This is a genomic window from Demequina pelophila, from assembly GCF_000971175.1.
GTDB classification, from domain to species: Bacteria; Actinomycetota; Actinomycetes; order Actinomycetales; family Demequinaceae; genus Demequina; species Demequina pelophila.
In genome coordinates, this window is record NZ_BBLY01000001.1 from 542022 (window position 1) to 559096 (window position 17075).

Annotated in this window: 20 protein-coding genes; 2 read left to right on the forward strand and 18 right to left on the reverse strand. The window is 69.4% G+C overall.

Translation table 11 applies throughout. The features are described from left to right. Positions 1-4: 4 nt before the first annotated feature. The 7 genes from AOM03_RS12940 to aroQ form a co-directional block, all read right to left on the reverse strand. A complete protein-coding gene (locus AOM03_RS12940) occupies positions 5-1315 on the reverse strand; it encodes a dihydroorotase (protein WP_062377971.1) in 1311 nt (436 codons plus the stop codon). After that, positions 1312-2367 (reverse strand): aspartate carbamoyltransferase catalytic subunit, encoded by a 1056-nt coding sequence (locus AOM03_RS02505; protein ID WP_062379114.1) that lies wholly within the window; start codon positions 2365-2367, stop codon positions 1312-1314. Before AOM03_RS02505 ends, AOM03_RS12940 begins: the two co-directional genes overlap by 4 nt. Beyond that, positions 2367-2909 (reverse strand): bifunctional pyr operon transcriptional regulator/uracil phosphoribosyltransferase PyrR, encoded by a 543-nt coding sequence (gene pyrR, locus AOM03_RS02510; protein ID WP_062377973.1) that lies wholly within the window; start codon positions 2907-2909, stop codon positions 2367-2369. Before pyrR ends, AOM03_RS02505 begins: the two co-directional genes overlap by 1 nt. A gap of 265 nt (positions 2910-3174) precedes the next feature. Then, entirely contained in the window at positions 3175-4590 is a 1416-nt protein-coding gene (locus tag AOM03_RS02515; protein WP_062377975.1) for an HNH endonuclease, read from the reverse strand. Between the two features lie 235 nt (positions 4591-4825). Further along, a complete protein-coding gene (nusB, locus tag AOM03_RS02520) occupies positions 4826-5248 on the reverse strand; it encodes a transcription antitermination factor NusB (protein ID WP_062377977.1) in 423 nt (140 codons plus the stop codon). Beyond that, positions 5248-5811, reverse strand: a complete 564-nt coding sequence (gene efp, locus AOM03_RS02525) for an elongation factor P (protein WP_062377979.1) — start codon at positions 5809-5811, stop codon at positions 5248-5250. The genes nusB and efp overlap by 1 nt, the downstream gene beginning before the upstream one ends. 44 nt (positions 5812-5855) lie before the next feature. Next, on the reverse strand, positions 5856-6299 hold the full coding sequence (aroQ, locus tag AOM03_RS02530) for a type II 3-dehydroquinate dehydratase (protein WP_062377981.1): 444 nt from the start codon (positions 6297-6299) through the stop codon (positions 5856-5858). Between the two features lie 127 nt (positions 6300-6426). Here aroQ and AOM03_RS02535 point away from each other — a divergent pair, with 127 nt between their 5' ends. Together AOM03_RS02535 and AOM03_RS02540 are read left to right on the forward strand one after the other, a co-directional pair. Then, positions 6427-6711: a type II toxin-antitoxin system Phd/YefM family antitoxin gene (locus AOM03_RS02535; RefSeq protein WP_227589859.1), complete on the forward strand. Its 285-nt coding sequence runs from the start codon at positions 6427-6429 to the stop codon at positions 6709-6711. Then, a complete protein-coding gene (locus tag AOM03_RS02540; protein ID WP_062377986.1) occupies positions 6708-6983 on the forward strand; it encodes a type II toxin-antitoxin system RelE family toxin in 276 nt (91 codons plus the stop codon). The genes AOM03_RS02535 and AOM03_RS02540 overlap by 4 nt, the downstream gene beginning before the upstream one ends. Before the next feature lie 55 nt (positions 6984-7038). Here AOM03_RS02540 and aroB read toward each other — a convergent pair whose 3' ends face one another. The 11 genes from aroB to AOM03_RS02595 all read right to left on the reverse strand — a co-directional run bounded on the left by aroB (position 7039) and on the right by AOM03_RS02595 (position 17019). Continuing rightward, positions 7039-8136, reverse strand: coding sequence for a 3-dehydroquinate synthase (gene aroB, locus AOM03_RS02545; RefSeq protein ID WP_062377988.1), 1098 nt, complete (start codon positions 8134-8136; stop codon positions 7039-7041). Continuing rightward, positions 8133-8690, reverse strand: a complete 558-nt coding sequence (locus AOM03_RS02550; RefSeq protein ID WP_369345436.1) for a shikimate kinase — start codon at positions 8688-8690, stop codon at positions 8133-8135. Before AOM03_RS02550 ends, aroB begins: the two co-directional genes overlap by 4 nt. An 8-nt stretch (positions 8691-8698) precedes the next feature. Then, positions 8699-9886: a chorismate synthase gene (gene aroC, locus AOM03_RS02555; protein ID WP_062377990.1), complete on the reverse strand. Its 1188-nt coding sequence runs from the start codon at positions 9884-9886 to the stop codon at positions 8699-8701. A gap of 110 nt (positions 9887-9996) precedes the next feature. After that, positions 9997-10836, reverse strand: a complete 840-nt coding sequence (locus AOM03_RS02560) for a hypothetical protein (protein WP_062377992.1) — start codon at positions 10834-10836, stop codon at positions 9997-9999. A gap of 28 nt (positions 10837-10864) precedes the next feature. Next, a complete protein-coding gene (locus AOM03_RS02565; RefSeq protein ID WP_062377994.1) occupies positions 10865-11605 on the reverse strand; it encodes a PilN family protein in 741 nt (246 codons plus the stop codon). After that, on the reverse strand, positions 11602-12633 hold the full coding sequence (gene pilM, locus AOM03_RS02570) for a pilus assembly protein PilM (RefSeq protein ID WP_062377996.1): 1032 nt from the start codon (positions 12631-12633) through the stop codon (positions 11602-11604). The genes AOM03_RS02565 and pilM overlap by 4 nt, the downstream gene beginning before the upstream one ends. Before the next feature lie 90 nt (positions 12634-12723). Beyond that, positions 12724-13518 (reverse strand): prepilin peptidase, encoded by a 795-nt coding sequence (locus tag AOM03_RS02575; protein WP_062377999.1) that lies wholly within the window; start codon positions 13516-13518, stop codon positions 12724-12726. 3 nt (positions 13519-13521) lie between these two features. Beyond that, positions 13522-15372 carry a pilus assembly PilX N-terminal domain-containing protein gene (locus AOM03_RS02580; protein ID WP_062378001.1) on the reverse strand — a complete coding sequence of 617 codons (1851 nt, stop codon included), beginning with the start codon at positions 15370-15372 and terminating at the stop codon, positions 13522-13524. Positions 15373-15409: 37 nt separating this feature from the next. Further along, positions 15410-16021: a PulJ/GspJ family protein gene (locus AOM03_RS02585; protein WP_062378003.1), complete on the reverse strand. Its 612-nt coding sequence runs from the start codon at positions 16019-16021 to the stop codon at positions 15410-15412. Next, positions 16018-16479: a PilV family protein gene (locus tag AOM03_RS02590; protein ID WP_062378005.1), complete on the reverse strand. Its 462-nt coding sequence runs from the start codon at positions 16477-16479 to the stop codon at positions 16018-16020. The genes AOM03_RS02585 and AOM03_RS02590 overlap by 4 nt, the downstream gene beginning before the upstream one ends. Before the next feature lie 93 nt (positions 16480-16572). After that, positions 16573-17019: a prepilin-type N-terminal cleavage/methylation domain-containing protein gene (locus tag AOM03_RS02595; RefSeq protein ID WP_062378007.1), complete on the reverse strand. Its 447-nt coding sequence runs from the start codon at positions 17017-17019 to the stop codon at positions 16573-16575. Between the last annotated feature and the right edge of the window lie 56 nt (positions 17020-17075).

Genomic DNA, 17075 nt, shown 5'->3' on the forward strand with positions numbered 1-17075 from the left:
GCCTTCACGCGAGGACTCCTTCGAAACGCGGGTCGAGGTGGGTGGGGGCGCCGCGCAGGAAGGTCGCGACGGCGCGTCCGGGCAGCTCGATGCCGCCGAACGGGGTGTTGTGGGCACGCGAGTGGAGGCCGTCGGGGGTGACGGTCCAGGCGGCGTCGGGGTCGACGAGGGTGAGGTTGGCGGGCTCGCCGGGGGCGATGGGTCGGCCGTGCTCGGCGTCGATGCGGCCGATGCGGGCCGGCTTCTCGCTCATGATGCGGGCGACGTCGCGCCAGGTGAGCGCCCCGGAGTCGACCAGGACCTTCTGGATGATGCCCAGGGCGGTCTCGAGGCCGAGCATGCCGAAGCTCGCGGAGGCCCACTCGCAGTCCTTGTCCTCGGCGGCGTGGGGGGCGTGGTCGGTGGCGACGATGTCGATGGTGCCGTCGGCGACGGCCTCGCGGAGGGCGTCGACGTCGGCCTGGGTGCGCAGGGGCGGGTTGACCTTGAAGAGGGGGTCGTAGCCTCGGGCGGACTCGTCGGTGAGGAGCAGGTGGTGGGGGGTGGCCTCGGCGGTGACGTCGATGCCGCGGGACTTGGCCCAGCGGATGATCTCGACGGAGCCGGCGGTCGACAGATGCTGGACGTGGAGGCGGGAGCCCACGTGGCCGGCGAGGAGGACGTCGCGGGCGACGATCGACTCCTCGGCGACGGCGGGCCAGCCGGCGAGGCCGAGCTCGGCGGAGATCTCGCCCTCGTGCATCTGGGAGCCCTCGGTGAGTCGCAGGTCCTGGGCGTGCTGGACCACGGCGCCGTCGTACGTCTTCACGTACTCGAGGGCGCGGCGCATGATGACGGGGTCGTAGACGCAGATGCCGTCGTCGGAGAAGAGGCGCACCCGGGCGCGGGAGTCGGCCATGGCGCCCATCTCGGAGAGGCGCTCGCCCTTGAGGCCCACGGTGACGGCGCCCACGGGGTAGACGTCGACCAGGCCCACCTCCTTGCCGCGGCTCCACACCTGCTCGACGACGCCGGCGGTGTCGGCGACGGGGGTGGTGTTGGCCATGGCGTGGACGGCGGTCCATCCGCCCACGGCGGCGGCGCGGGAGCCGGTCTCGATGGTCTCGGCGTCCTCGCGGCCGGGCTCGCGCAGGTGGGTGTGCAGGTCGACGAGGCCGGGCAGGAGGATGAGCCCGTCCGCGTCGAGGCGGGTGGCGTCCTCGGGGGCTTCTTCCACGGGGACGATGCGCCCGTCCAGGATGGCGATGTCCTGCGGCTCCTCGCCGTAGGGGCGGGCGCCGACGATGACGAGGGCGGTGGGCTGCTGGTCGGTCACTTCTGGTCCTCTCCGGCCAGCAGGAGGTACAGCGCGGCCATGCGCACCGCCACCCCGTTGGCTACCTGCTCGACGATGACGGAGCGGGGCGAGTCGGCCGCCTCCGCGCTGATCTCCAGGCCACGGTTCATGGGGCCGGGGTGCATGACGATGGCGTGGTCGGGCAGGCGCCGCAGGCGCTCGCCGTCCAGGCCGTAGAGCCGCGAGTACTCCTCGGGGCTGGGGAAGAAGGCTGAGCGGCCGCCGGTCATGCGCTCGCGCTGGACGCGCAGCATCATGATGGCGTCAAAGTCGTGGGCGTCGAGTGCCTGGTCCAGCGTGTAGTGGATGTCGAGGCCGTCGCGCTCGCGCAGGCTCACCGGGAGGAGGGTGGGCGGGGCGACGAGGGTGACCTTTGCGCCCAGGGTGGTGAGGAGGGGCACGTTCGAGGCGGCGACGCGGGAGTGGAGGACGTCGCCGACGATCGCGACGCGGAGTCCGTCGAGGCCCTTGCCGGTGGGGCCTTCTCCCCCGCGGTCCCCGGCCTCGCCGTGCCCGGAGCCACCGGAGCGCGTGGCCCCACCGGAGCCGTTGGCGCCCCCGGCCGCCCGGTCGCCCCCGCCCACGAGGTGCCGGCGCATCGTGAAGGCGTCGAGCAGGGCCTGGGTGGGGTGCTGGTGGGTGCCGTCGCCGGCGTTGAGGACGCTGCCGTGGAGCCAGCCGCCGTGGGCGAGCTGATGCGCGGCGCCGGAGGCCCAGTGGCGGACGACCACAGCATCGGCCCCCATGGCCTGGAGGGTGAGGGCGGTGTCCTTGAGGGACTCGCCCTTGGACAGGCTCGAGCCCTTGGCGGCGAAGTTGATGACGTCGGCGCTGAGGCGCTTGGCGGCGGCCTCGAAGGAGATGCGGGTGCGGGTCGAGTCCTCGAAAAAGAGGTTGACCACGGTCTTACCGCGCAGGGTGGGGAGCTTGCGGACCTCGCGCTCCTGGGTGGCGGCCATCTGGGCGGCGGTGTCGAGGATGAGGATCGCGTCCTCGCGGGACATCGCGTCGGTGCCGAGGAGGTGGCGCATCACTCCCCCTTCCTCAGGATGACGGCGTCCTCGCCGTCGAGCTCCTCGAGGTGCACGTTGACGCGCTCGGAGCGGGAGGTGGGGATGTTCTTGCCCACGTAGTCGGCGCGGATGGGGAGCTCGCGGTGGCCGCGGTCGACCAGGACGGCGAGCTGCACGGCGGCGGGGCGGCCCAGGTCGCGCAGGGCGTCGAGGGCGGCGCGGATGGTGCGGCCGGTGTGGAAGACGTCGTCCACCAGGACCACCACCGCGTCGTCGATCCCGGCGTCGGGGACGCTCGTGGTGCCGATGGTCCGGGTGGGGTTCTTGAACAGGTCGTCCCGGTACATGGTGATGTCGAGGGCGCCGGTGCGCTCCTGCGCGTCCCAGTCCGGCTCGACGGTCGCGATGCGCTCGGCGAGGCGTTCGGCGAGGGGGACGCCGCGGGTGAGGATGCCCAGGAGGACGATGCGGTCGGCGCCGTCGTTGCGCTCGACGATCTCGTGGGCGATGCGTGTGAGGGCGCGGTTGATGTCCGCGGCCCCGAGAATGGTGCCAGTCATCTGGCGACTCCTTCCCCGCCTCTCTGGACGGAACTTAAAGGATGCCGGTCGGGTGTCAGCGTACACGGGCGAATCGGGCAAGCGGGACCGGGGACGATGCGGTTTGCGTCACTTGGGCGCGTTTCCCCGCGGCCAGGGCGCGCGCGGCCTCCCGGGGCGTCCCCCACGTCGCCGTGGCGTGCGACCCTGCGGTCAGGGCGCGCGACCCCGTGGCGCGCGACCCCGCGGCCGGGGCACGAGGTGCCCGGCCGCCGGAGCGGGGCCGTCATGGCGCGGCCATGGCGAGTTCGGCGTCGCCGAGCGAGGTTCGCTCGCGATACGCGGCTTGGGGCCTCCGGAGCGGATCCGCCGAGGGCGGCGGCAGGAATTCGACCTTCCCGTCGCGGACCCTGATGTCCCAGCGCTCTCGATGAATCCAGTGGTGACAGCTCACGCACAAAAGAACGCCATTGTCGACGTTGGTGAGGCCTCCCGCGCTCCACCACGTGATGTGGTGGACGTCGCAATAGTGGACGGGCACGCCGCAGCGGGCGCAGCCCCCGTCCCGCTCGGCGATGGCCCGGCGCTGGGCCGTGGTGAACAGCCGCCGTGCGCGGCCGTGGTCGAGCACCTCGGAGCCTCCGCCCAGAACGGTGGGGATCACCTGCGCGTCCGCCGCGTGGCAGCGCAGGGAACCCGCGGTCATCGGCAGCGAGATCCCGTCGATCGTGCCGTATCCGGTGGCGTTCATGAGGTCGTCGAGCGTCATGCGGATGTTGATGGTGGTCTTGATGCCGTCGTGCGGGGCGTCGCACGAGGTGGCGTGCCTGCCCAGCCAGCCCAGTGCATCGGCCGTCATCTGCTGGGCCGTCCGGGTGTCCGACTCCGGCCCGTTGTCCCTGCGCGCACGGAAGGCGGCCTTCTTGAAGCCGTCGACCGCCGCGATGAGCGGCGCCGCGGTCAACGGGTCGAGCAGCGCCTCGAGCTTCACCATGCCGTCCCGCTGCTCGTGGAGCACGGCGAAGCGGCGGCGGTAGAGGTCCTCCTGCTGCTCCTCGGCGTTCTCGACCGGCGTGAGGTCCGCGGTCGCCTTGGCGACCAGTTGCCGCACCGAGCGCAGCGGCAGCCCCGTCGCCTTCTTGACCAGCACCTGCTCCACCGCCGTCAGCGGCAGCGCGCCCAGCCGGGTCTTGCGGGCCCGCGGGTCCACGCGAAGCCCGGTCGCCTCACGCGCCTCGGGGTGGAGCATGAGCACCTCCTCGACCAGCACGCCCGCGTCGGGGCTCAGCTCGCCGCGCTCGAGCGCGGCGGCCAGGAACGGCAGGACCGGACCCTTCTTCTCCCCTGCCCCGCCACCGGGCGGGGTCTTGGACTGCGACCCGGCCCCCGCATCGTTCCTTGCCTGCCTGATCCGCTCGCCGACGCGGCGCAGTCGCTCGGCCTCCGCCTTGGTGCCGCCGGACGCGGCGGCGTTGAGGTCGTCGGCGGTGCGGAAGCCGTTGCGGCGCGCGAGGCCGGCAGCCCCGTTCTTGGACCGCTCCGAGACGTCCGCGTTCACCATCGCGAGGAGCACGTCGAGCTCGCGCCGGCTCGCGACGATGTCCCGCTGCAGCAGGAGCAGCTCCTTCTCCGGCAGCGCGCTCGCCTCCAGCACCCGCGCGCGGAGCTGCGCGATGGTGTCGGTGGCGGTCGGATCGGCCATGACTCAAGTCAACTACGAGGGTCTGACACTGAACCGGACATACCGGACACGCCTTGGGGAGAACTTTCCAAGGGACGATGCGCGGGTCGCCACAGCGCCCGGGTCACCCCAGCGCGCGGGCCACCCGGGCGCCCAAGCCCGCCCACGCATCGGCCCGGGCCAGGCCCCACCACGAAGCGAAACGCCCGGCCCCGCCCCCGAAGAACGGAGGCAGGCGCCGGGCGCCCACAAAGAGTCAGGAGTCCGACGGCAGCGCCGGCGCCTCCCGCACGATCGCCCCGAGCACGCCGTTCACAAAGGAAGGCGAGTCGTCGGTCGACAGCTCCTTGGCCAGCTCCACGGCCTCGGAGATGGCCACGTTCGCGGGCACGTCCGCGGCCTTCAGGATCTCCCAGGTCGCGATGCGCAGCAGCGCACGGTCCACCGCGGGCATGCGCGGCAGGGTCCAGTCGGGCGAGTGCTGCTGGACGAGCGCGTTGATCTCGACCCACCAGCGGGCGACGCCGCGGACGATCTCCTCGGAGTACGCGGGCAGCGGCGTCTCACGGCCGGAGTTCCGCAGGCGGTCCTCCAGGACGTCGACAGCGTTGACCCCGCGCTGGTCGGCCTCGAAGAGGACGTCGAGGGCGCGCTTGCGGGCCTTGGTCCGGGCTCCCACTAGTCGTTGACGCGACCCAGGTAGTCGCCGGACTCGGTGTTGACCTTGACCTTGGTGCCGGCCTCGAGGAACAGCGGCACCTGGATCTCCTTGCCGGTCTCGAGCGTGGCGGGCTTGGTGCCGCCCGAGGAGCGGTCGCCCTGCAGGCCGGGCTCCGTGTAGGTGACCTCGAGGACCACGGACGCGGGCAGCTCGAGGAAGATCGGGTTGCCGTTGTGCGAGCCGATGGTGGCGGACTCGTTCTCGAGCAGGAAGTCGGTCGCGTTGCCCATGACGGCGGGCGAGACGGGCACCTGGTCGAAGGTGTTCGGGTCCATGAACACGTACGAGGTGCCGTCGAAGTACAGGTACTGCATGTCGCGGCGGTCGACGGTCTCGAACTCGACCTTGGTGCCGGCGTTGAAGGTCTTGTCGACCACCTTGCCGGACAGGACGTTCTTGAGCTTGGTGCGGACGAACGCGCCGCCCTTGCCGGGCTTCACGTGCTGGAACTCGAGGACGGACCAGAGGTTGCCGTCGAGGTTGAGCACGGAGCCGTTCTTGATGTCGTTCGAGGTCGCCACGGTATGCAGTTCCTTAAGTTTCGGGTGGAAGTCCGCAGACGATTCTAGCCGACCCGCCGCGCCACGGCCTCGAGCGCCAGGCGGTAGCCGTCGACGCCCAGGCCGGCGATCGTGCCGGTCGCGACGCCCGAGATCACCGACACGTGCCGGAACTCCTCGCGCGCCATCGGATTGGAGATGTGCACCTCGATGAGGGTGAGCCCGGCGTCGGTCACCATGGTGCAGGCGTCCCTTAGCGCGATCGAGTAGTGCGTGAACGCGGCCGGGTTGAGGACCACGTGCACCTGGTCGTCGACGGCGGTGTGCATCCACTCGACCAGGTCGGCCTCCTCGTTGGACTGGCCCACCTCGACCTCGAGACCGAGCCCCTCCGCCCAGGCGACCACCATGTCGACGAGTTCCGCATGCGTCGTGGTGCCGTACTTGTCCGGCTCGCGCGTGCCCAGCCGGTTGAGATTCGGGCCGTTGACCACCATCACCTTTGCCATGCGATCACCCTAGCGGTGGGGCCTGACATTGGACGATGCCCGGGCCGGGTTGGGGATGGACCGGGGACGATGCGTCGGTCGGTTTGCGCCTCGCCCGCACCAATACCCTCGCGCTAGAATTATGTACATGACAGTGCTATCCGTCGCAGACGCCCGCGCATCGCTGAGCAAGCACATCGACTCCGCCGAGCGCACCCACGAGCGGTTCGAGATCACCCGCAACGGCGCCCGGGTGGCCGTCCTCCTCAGCGCAGACGACTATGACTCTCTGATCGAGACCGTGGACGTTCTCAGCAACCCCGACGAGGTCGCTGCCGTGAACGCGGCCCTCGCGGATCTCAAAGCGGGCGACGTGTCTTCCGCGGATGAGGTGCGTGCCGCGCTGATCGCACGCGGGCGCCTCGCCGGATGACCCAACCGTACGAAGTCGTCTTCACCCGCAGCGCCCGGCGCGCACTCGAGACGACCCTGCCCGAGTCCGTCGCGGCGGCAGCGTTCGAGTTCATCATCGGCCCGCTCGCCGGCAATCCGCGGCGCGTCGGCAAGCCTCTGCGCGAGCCGCTCGCACCCATGTACTCGGCGCGCCGAGGCGAGTACAGAGTGCTCTACCTGATCGAAGACGCCCGGCTCGTCATTGAGATCGTGACCGTCACGCACCGTCGTGACGCCTACAGAAGCCGCTAGGCGACGCGACACCGCACTGGCTGCACGCGGCCGCCTTCAGAGCTGAAGCAGCGCCCTACGCACTCACGGCGTCGTACGCACCCAGCACCAGGGCCGGGTCCGGCCCCTCGAGCCGCACCGGGTTTCCGATCCCGGCGAGCACCACGAAGCGCAGCAGGTCGCCGCGGGTCTTCTTGTCGCGCCGCATCGCGGTCGACAGGGCATCCCAGCGGCCGCCGGCATAGGTCACCGGCAGTCCCAGCGAGGACAGCACGGACCGATGCCGGGCCACCTCCTCCTCGGACAGTCGCCCGGCCAGGTGCGCGAGTTCGGCGGCGAACACCATGCCCACGGAGACGGCCGAGCCGTGCCGCCACTGGTAGCGCTCGGTGTACTCGATCGCGTGGCCGAAGGTGTGGCCGTAGTTGAGGATCTCGCGCAGGTGGGACTCCTTGAGGTCCTGCGAGACCACGTCGGCCTTCACTGCCACGGCCTTGGTGATGAGCTCGACCAACACGTCCCGAGCGTCAGGCGACAGCGCCCCGTCCTCCTGCACCCGCAGCAGCTCCACATTGGCCTCGACCAGGTCCAGAATCGACAGGTCCCGGATGAAGCCGCACTTGACCACCTCGGCGAGGCCCGCGGCCAGGTCCAGGCGCGGCAGCGTGTCCAAAGTCAGAACGTCGCACCACACCGACAGCGGCTCGTGGAAGGCACCCACGAGGTTCTTACCCTCGGCGGTGTTGATGCCGGTCTTGCCGCCCACGGCGGCATCGACCATCGCCAGCAGCGTCGTCGGCACCTGGATCACCGACACCCCGCGCAGCCACGTCGCCGCCACGAACCCGGCGAGGTCCGTCACGGCTCCCCCGCCCAGGCCGATCACCACGTCCGAGCGCGTGAAGTCCGACTTGCCGAGCACCTGCCAGCAGAAGGAGAGCACCTCGGCGGTCTTGCCGGCCTCGGCGTCGGGCACCTCCGCGATGACGACGGTCAGCCCGCGCGCGTCGAGCAGCACACGCAGCTCCTCCACCCGCGCCCGCAACGGCGCCGAGCACACGATCAGGACCCGCGCGGCGCCCGAAGGCACCGACGCGGCCACGGACTCCAGCAGCCCCTCCCCCACGGTCACCGTGTAGGGCGAGGCGGTGCGGACGTCGATGGTGCGGGTCATGCGAGCTCCTCGGCGATGTGGCGGGCGATCTGCCCCGGCGTCATCTTGTCGGTCGACACGGTCAGGGTCGCGAGGCGCTCGTAGATGGGCCGGCGGGCCGCCATGAGGTCCAGCCACTGCTTGCGCGGGTTTCCCACCAGTAGCGGACGCGCCGCGTTGAGCCCCACCCGCGGCGCCGCCGCGGCCAGGGACACGTCGAGAAACACCACGCAGCCCCCGGAGGCCGCGTAGGAAGAAAGCAGATCCTGGGTCGCGGGAGAAAGAATCGCCCCACCACCCAACGAAACGACCCCAGACTCGGTCACCAGCGCATCGGCCACCGCCTCGCGCTCCATCTCCCGGAACACGGCCTCGCCGTCCTCGAGGAAGATGTCGGAGACGCGCTTGCCCGCGCGCAGCTCGATGTCCGCGTCCGTGTCCCGCCGCGACACGTTCCACGTGCGCGCGAGCGACTTGGCGACGGTTGACTTGCCGGACCCGGGCGGGCCCATGAGCACGGCACGCGGCCGCACCGCGGCCGAAGCGCCGGACCCCGAGGCAGCCGAGGAGAGCACCCCCGCCGTCACCGCAGGTGCTCGGGGATCGCGGCCAGGTACGCCTCGATGTTCCGACGCACCTCGCCCACGGAGTCGCCGCCGAACTTCTCGAGCACCGCATCGGCCACCGTGAGCGCGACCATCGCCTGCGCGACCACGGCCGCGGGCGCCACGGCGCACACGTCGGAGCGCTGGTGGATGGCCTTGGCGGGCTCGCCGGTCGCGGCGTCGATGGTGTCGAGCGCGCGGGGCACGGTGGAGATGGGCTTCATCGCGGCGCGCACGCGGAGGGGCTCGCCGTTGGTCATGCCGCCCTCGACGCCGCCGGCGCGGTTGGTCCTTCGGCGGACCCCACCCTCGGCCGCGTACTCGATCTCGTCGTGCGCCACGGAGCCACGGCGCGCGGCGGTCCGGAACCCGTCGCCCACCTCGACGCCCTTGATGGCCTGGATGCCCATGAGCGCGGCCGCGAGGCGCGCGTCCAGCCGGCGGTCCCAGTGCACGTGCGAGCCGAGCCCCACGGGCAGGCCGTACGCGACCACCTCGACCACGCCGCCCAGCGTGTCGCCGTCCTGCTGGCACTGGTCGATCTCCGCAATCATCGCGGCGGAGGTCTCCGCGTGGAAGCAGCGGATGGGGTCCTCGTCCAGCGCAGCGGTAGCCGATGCAGGAGGCAGCGGCGCGTCCTCCGGCACAGCCACGGGCCCCACCTGGACGGTGTGCGACACGAGCCGGACACCGGCGGCCTGCGCGAGGAAGGCCTCGGCCACCGTCCCCAGCGCCACGCGCGCGGCGGTCTCACGGGCGGACGCGCGCTCCAGCACCGGCCGGGCGTCCTCGAAGTCGTACTTGGCCATGCCCACCAGGTCGGCGTGGCCGGGGCGGGGCCGGGTGAGCGCGGCGGCGCGCGCGCCGGTCAGTTGCTCCGCGGGCACGGGGTCCGCGTTCATCACGGTCTCCCACTTGGGCCACTCGGTGTTCCCCACCATGACGGCGACGGGCCCGCCCTGCGACACGCCGTGGCGCACGCCGCCCAGGATGGTGACCTGGTCCTGCTCGAACTTCATGCGGGCCCCGCGGCCATACCCCAGGCGACGGCGCGCGAGCGCGTCCTGGATCTCCTGCGTCGTGACCTCCACGCCGGAGGGCAGCCCCTCGAGCGTGCCGACCAGCGCCGGGCCGTGCGATTCCCCTGCGGTGAGCCATCTGAGCATGACCGCCATTGTTCCACGGGTGCCCGGGGACGATGCGCGGGCCGGGGACACGCCGAAAGGCGCCGCCCGGATGGGCGACGCCTTTCGATTGGGGATCCGGACTTGGCCTGCTACGCGCCGGGCTGCGCGGGCGAGTTCGGCACGCCGCGGAAGACCGACTCGGTCGGCACCGACGCAGGCTCACCGAGCGACTCATCGAGAATCGAGGTATCCGCATCAAGCACATACATGAGTGCCCGGATGGTGGTCTGCACGTCGCCGTCCTGGGCATCCGAGACCCCAGCGATGGCGCCCGAAGACCCGGCGCGAGCGACCTGGAGCACGGAATAGACCTGGAACAACGGCTGGTTCGAGTCGGCGAGGTACTCGAGGAACCGATGCGTCTCCTCAGGCGTGCCCACCACGTTGAGCTCGTATTCGACGGCCCGCAAGTCGCTGACCACGGGGCCGGTGGTGGACGTCGCCGCCACCACAGGTGTCCATCCGCTCGGCACCGCCGCAGCATTCTCGCCCTCGGCGGCCGCGTCACCGGCCGTGCTCGCGGTCTGGGTGGACGCGACCGGACCCAGCTGGAACAGCGCCGCAACCTCATCTGCGGCGAGCGTGCCGGATTCGGCCTCCCATCCGTCGATCTGGCTGCCCGTGGACTGGCCGTACGACACGAGCTCGACGCGGCTCTCCTCGAGGCCGGCCCACAGACGGTCGCGCAGCGCGGGCACGTTCAGTCGTGCCGGGGCGTGGAGCGACACAACCTGCGCCGTCTGGTCCGCGTCGGCAAGCTTCACCTCCCACTCGTCGAGAAGCGCGGATTTCGCGTTGACCTGCTCGGTGTTGGCCTCGATGGCCGCCGTTTGACGGTCAAACTCTCCCGCCTCGTCGAGTTGCGGCTTGACGCCAAAGAACCAGCCGAGCAAGAGCACGGCGACAACTCCGAGTGCGGAGAGCGCCACGATGGGTGCATATCGAGAATTCATGGTCCTAGCCCTCCTCGCCCGAGTCCTGCTCGGCGTCCACTGCTTCGTCGGGCTCGGTGAGAGCGCCGATCCCAGAGATCGCGCTTGCCGGGATGAAGCGCTGCTGCAGCAACGTGTCGGTCAGGACGCCCGTCGCGTCCACCGCGTAGTACGTGTCCGCACCATCGCCCGCGTAGGCCTCGACCGTGCCACGGACGTTCGCCAGGCCCGGAATCGCGTCGAGCCGGCTGATCAACGCGGTCGCCGTGTCGAAGGACGTGGCCCGAGCGGTGATGGTGACGGTACCCACACCGTTGCCGTAGACGTCCGACTCGTGCTCGCCCAGGACGTCCCCGGAAGCGTTGGGGCCGACCACCTGGAACTGGTCCACACCCGTGTCCGCATCCATGGCGGACTGGATCGCGGCCGTCAACTGGGCGTAGTCGATGTCGCCGTAATCGATCTGGGCGAGGGCGTACTCCTCGCGCTCCGCGGCCTTCACCTGCTCGTAGATGTCGATCTTGGCGTCGCGTGCGTTCACCGCGGCGAGCTCCGCCTGAGCGGCTTCGTTCCGGGCGTTCTCGGAAGAGTTCTTCTCGAACATCCCCCACGCATAGCCGGCGCCTGCGACACCGACGGCGGCCACCACGGCGAGGGCCGACAGGGTTTGCACCCGTCGCAGCGTCTTCTGCTCCGCGATCTCGACGGGGATCAGGTTGACCGCGGCAAGCCCCGGGGCTCCGTACTTCTGGGCGATCGGATTCACTTCACACCTCCGGCCGCAAGGCCAATCGCTGTCGCAAACTCGATCTCGCGTCCCTGAATCGGGCCGGTGTCTGCCTTCTTGCCAATACGGATGCCCTGGAGCGGGTCTCCGATCATCACCGGCAGGCGGGTGGCGCTGGCGAGTGCCTGGCCGAAGCCCTGCAACTGGCTGCCTCCCCCAGTGAGCACGATCCGCGCCACAGCGGCTCCCGGGTTGCCGCTCGCGAAGTACACGAGCGTGTTGCGAACGGACTCGATGAGGGGGCCCGTCGCGTGTTCCACCGCGTCGGCGACCACCTTGCGGTCCGGGTCCTCGGACCGCACCATGCCAACGGCACGCTTGGCCAACTCGGGATCCGCATTCTCGCCCTTGAGCGCCTGCGCAACCGCCTTCGTCCCGTCGTGCCCGCCATGCGGCATCGCGCGTACGAGGCGCACGGCGCCCGCCTGCGAGATCACGACGGTCGTGGTCTGGGCACCCACGTCGACAAACGCAACGTTGTCCCGTGCGATATCGCCTCGACAGCCGATGCGCCACAAACCGAACGCCGAGTGATCCACCGCGGCGACCTTGACGCCCGCGGCGTGGAGCACGTCGGTAACGTCTCGCACGAGCGAACGTGGCGCCGCGACCAGGAGGCCGCGCAACGTCGCGCCGCCCTGGGCCTCGAACTCGGCGGTCGGATAGAAGTCCATGATGACGTCTTCCGCGGCCATGGGCAGTTGATCCTGCACGTGGAACGCGAGCGAGGATCGCACCTTGTCCATGGGCTGCGCCGGAATGTCGACCTCGCGGACAACGATGCTTGGGGATCCGAGCCCGAGCACCACGTTCTTGCTGGACGGCTTCGCGTGTGCCCACGCCTCGCGCACCACCTGCGCTAGAGCCGATGGCTCCTCCACGACGCCACCCCGGATCACGCCCGGCGGCACTTCCGCCTCCCCGAAGGCAAGCAGGGTGGCTCCGTCACGCGGGTCGGCGCCCGAGCCGAGCTCGACCTCCGCAACGCGGACCGCGGACGCCCCCACGTCTACTGCGACCGTTCTAGTTCCCACAGCTTCGTCCTTTCCACTCCACCCTCAGACCTGTATCGGCATACTCGCTCGTGTGCTCAACCCTCATGCGAGCATCACCAACTCGAGGTACCACTGCGTCACGGGCGCCCCGATAAGCACCCCCGTGGCGGCGCCGACGAACATCCATGGACCGAACGGCACCGCCACGCCGCGGGTGCGCCGCGCGCGGCGCATCGCGATCACGCCGGCGACGGCACCCCACACAAAGGCGGCGAACACGCCCACGGCGAAGAGCGGCCACCCAAGGAAGGCAAGGCTCGCGCCGATGCTCGGGGCAAGCTTCACGTCACCGAAACCCATGCCCTTGGGATAGATCACGAAGGCGAGTCCATATAGCGCCCCCAGAGCGGCCGCACCGATGACCGCCCGAAGGAGCGCGTCCCACTGACCGGTGAGCGCACAGGTGGCGGGTGCGAGCACGGCCACGCAGACGGCGAACGCCCCGGTGAGTGGATCCGGGAGCCGACGAGTCTCGAGATCGACCGCGCTGAGCACAATGCCGAAGTACACCAGGGCCAGCAGCATCGCCGTGCGCCAATCGGGGCCGGTCAGAGCGGTCACGCCGGCGAAGGCCAGGCCCGTCGCAAGCTCGACCGCCGGATAGCGCCCCGAGATGGGAGCGCCGCAGTCGGCGCACTTGCCCCGAAGCCATAGCCATCCGATCACGGGCACGTTGTGGCGCGCGCGGATCCGATGGCCGCAGGCCGGGCAGGCGCTCGCCGGGCTCACTACCGATACACCCTGCGGAACCCGATGGATAAGCACGTTGGCGAACGAGCCCAGTGCGAGTCCCAGGGCCCCGGCGAGCGCAGCCGCGACGAGAGAGATGCCAGTCATCGTCTATCCGAACAAGTCGTAGCGTGACAGGAGCTTGAGCTCTGCGAGCTCCTCGGGCGTCGGGTCGCCCGCCACCGCAGACGGAACGTCGACCTTCGCCATGCGCATGTCGAAGGAGTTGTGAATGTCGACGCTTCCCCCGTAGACCTGGCCGGTGAAGTAGTCGTTGTTGGCGCCCATGTCCCAACCGGTGTTGAAGTCAACGGTGCAGGGCGTGTAGACGAAGATGTCCGCGCCGTCGTTCTTGACCTTGTCGAAGTAGATGTCCTGGGTGACCGGAGCGTTGGCACCGTTCGCGGTCTTGCGGTCGTCCTCCGCCGTGCACGTGGGGCTCTCCTGCACGGGGTTGGTGCCCGCGACCTCGGTCCAGGTGACATTGGGTGATTCCGCGGGCACGATGAAGTGCAGGTCGGGGCGATCGGTGCCCGACGCGAGGATGTTCAACTGGTTGCTGAAGCGGAACCCCGACTCCGACACCAGTGCGAGATTGCCGCCCACGTTCATGTCCGACTTGCTGGAGAACATCACCGGCGTGTCGCAGCCTTGGAAGACGACCAGCAGGGAGCCGTCGCTCCAGTCCCAGCTGTTGATGTAGTCGAGCGGATCGGGATCGGCGCACAGGTTGACCTCGCGCACCGAGTAGCCGGCGACCTGCCAGAGGGTCAGGTCATCCGGGCCGAACTCGAGCTTGGGCATCGGTTCGCGAACCGGACGCTGTACCTCAGTCGGGTATCCCAGGGCGGGCGGTAGCCCAGCGATCGCAGGACGCGCAGCCGTGCCGATCACGGTGCTGCCCGCTACGAGTTCGTCCGCGATCGTTGGCGCCGTGGCCGTGCCGCCCACCTCGCTGTCCTTGTTGCCGCTCACCAGGATCTCGAGGTTGCTCGCCGCGTTGCCCACGACGCGCACGGAGTCCTGGCTGCCGGACGTCGTGAGCGTCAATTCTTGATCGCTGTGCACGCTTCCATGCACCACCCCATCGCCGGTCAACTGGATCGCGCCGGCAAGGGAGACCAAGTTTCCGCCAACGTACGCCGTCGTCGTGATTCCCCCGTTGGAGATCAGGCTGCCATCCACGATCGTGCCGGACTTGTCGGCCGAGATCGCCGTCGCAGCCGTCGACGCCGAATAGATGTTGCCGGCCACGTGCGTGTCGGAGTCGAACGTCACCGTGCCACGCGCCCACAGATCGGACGCGAGATTGCAGGCGCTCTTGAAGTACGCGTCGCCGTTGGCGGCGATCACCTCGCCCTCGATGCCCAGCTGGGTCTCGCAGACGATTCCACCATTCGTGTAGACGTTCGCGTCCGCGAGCCCGTCCGAAGACTCATCCACCTGGGTATTGCTCGTGATCTCCGTCGATCCCTCGGAGAAGATCGCCTTGTCCAGGCTCGCCTGCTCGGGTGCCGAGAAGAGCACGGCCTCGACCGTCCGGGTCAGGACCTCGTTCGCGACGGGCACGTTGGCCGAGGTCGCGGTCGAGCGGACCGTGAGGGCGCGGGTCACGTCGGTCGACGCCGGGCACGCCTTGGTCTCGGAGGCGCCCGAGGCAGTCACCACCGTGTACTCGGTCTCGACGACCACCGAGTCGTTGTTGATGGTGAACGTCGGCGAGCACACGGATCCGAGCTCCTCGTGCTTGAGCCCGTCGATCATGTTCATGACGAGGTCGATGCCCGCGTCGGCCGACGCGAGCACCCGCATCTCGGCGCGGGTCTTCGAGGTGACGCCGGAGTTGAACACCGCTACTGCGACGAGAGTGGCGACGATGATCGACCCGATCAGCATCAGCATGAGCGTCATCACGAGCGCGAGCCCGGCGTCGCTGCCGCTACCCGCCCGCCGGCTCCTCATTGACTTCCACATGATTTCCCCTCAGCCCCCACACTTTCTAGTTGCAGGACAGTGTCAGATCCGCCTGCTTGCGCAGGGAGATGCTCTTGACGAAGTCGACCGGGTTGCGCCCTTCGAAGGTGTCCGCACGCAGCTGGATCGTGACCGCCTTGCCGGCGGCGTACTTGTCGTCAAGGCCGAACACGGCTTCGGATTCGATGCTGCGCATATCGGTACGAACGAGAGGCCACGTGGCCGTGGCCGCCTGAAGGTCAGCGGCGGTCGAGGCGGCTATCGCCGGCGCCGTGTCGACGTTGGAGTCCTTGGTGGTGCGTCGAAGCTCGGAAGTCGTCTCGTCGTAGTAGTAGCCGACGCACCGCGCGCTGTTCTCGCCGCCGTCGACGGCCTTGCGCGTCAGAATGATGAGGAGGTCGCCCGATGAACTCACGTCCGCCCAGTCCGCGCTACGGAGGTCGTATTCCAGTTCCTTGAACACGATCTGGGCCTCATTGTTCGCCTCGGCCGTGGCCCGCGCATATCGCTCATGCTGGATGACGCTGATGAAGACGGTGCCGACCATGAGCATCACGATGGCGAGTACGACCATGTACACGATGAGCTCGGCGAGTGTGAAGCCGGCGTCCTTTGACGGCTTGACTGGGCGGTTCATGGCTGGAACTTCACAAGAATGTCGGTGGTCGTGGAGACCACGGGGTCCTGCGCGCCGGGCGCGTCCGACCGCGCGGTGACGGTCAGGCGCATGAGCTGCACGGGATCGCGCTCCTCCTCGGTGGCCGCGTGAGTGCACGAGTCTGCGGAAGTCCCGCCGATCGTGTACGTGGCGGAACCCTCGATCGTGTACGTGATTCCACGACCGTCGGTGACCGTTCCGGTGGGAAAAGCTGCGCCTTCGACCACGTCGCAGTCGCCGGCGACCGATGCGGCGCGCACGTCCTCGATACGCTGCTGGACGGCCTCGGCAGCCGTCGCAACAGTGAGGTTCGACGCTGTCGAATTGAGGGCGAGGACGACTGTCGTGATCATCGCCATCATGATGATTCCGAGAAGCACCATCGCGACCATGACCTCGGTGAGACCGAGCCCTTCGTCTGCCTTCGTCGACTGCATTCGTTCCTCCCTTCAAGTACCGAGCGCCGATCGACCATGGGGTTCCCCTGAGACCACCCGTGGTCCCACGGGGAACCCCATGGCGTCACTGCATCACTCCGATGCCGCGACCTCGACGCAGGTTGCCGACTTCGGGTACATCTGCCCGTTCTCGTCGGAGCTCACCGAGTAGTTCGTGCCGTTGGAGTAGTCATCGGTTCCACCTTCGTAGGTGGCGCCGATGCAGAAGCTGCCGTCACTCGTGGAGTACTCGGAGATAGTCATGGTGTTCGCCGGGCTACCGGTGAAGATCGTCGCCAGGTCGCCCTGGATCCCCGCAAGGTTGGTGGTCGGGTTCTCGACGACATACGCGGCGATCGCCGTGCGCATCGAAGCCAGGTCGGCCTCCGCGGCCGAGTCGCGGGCCTTCGCCTGCTGGTTGAGGTAGATCGGCACGGCGATCGCCGCGAGGATGCCGATGATGATGATCACGACGAGGAGCTCGACCAGGGTGAAGCCCTGGTCCTTCTCGTCGAGCTGCTTGCGGATGCGAGCGAGCATTGCATTCTCCTTTGATGAGCTGCTGTATGTGGTTGACGAGCTGATCCCTCAGCTCC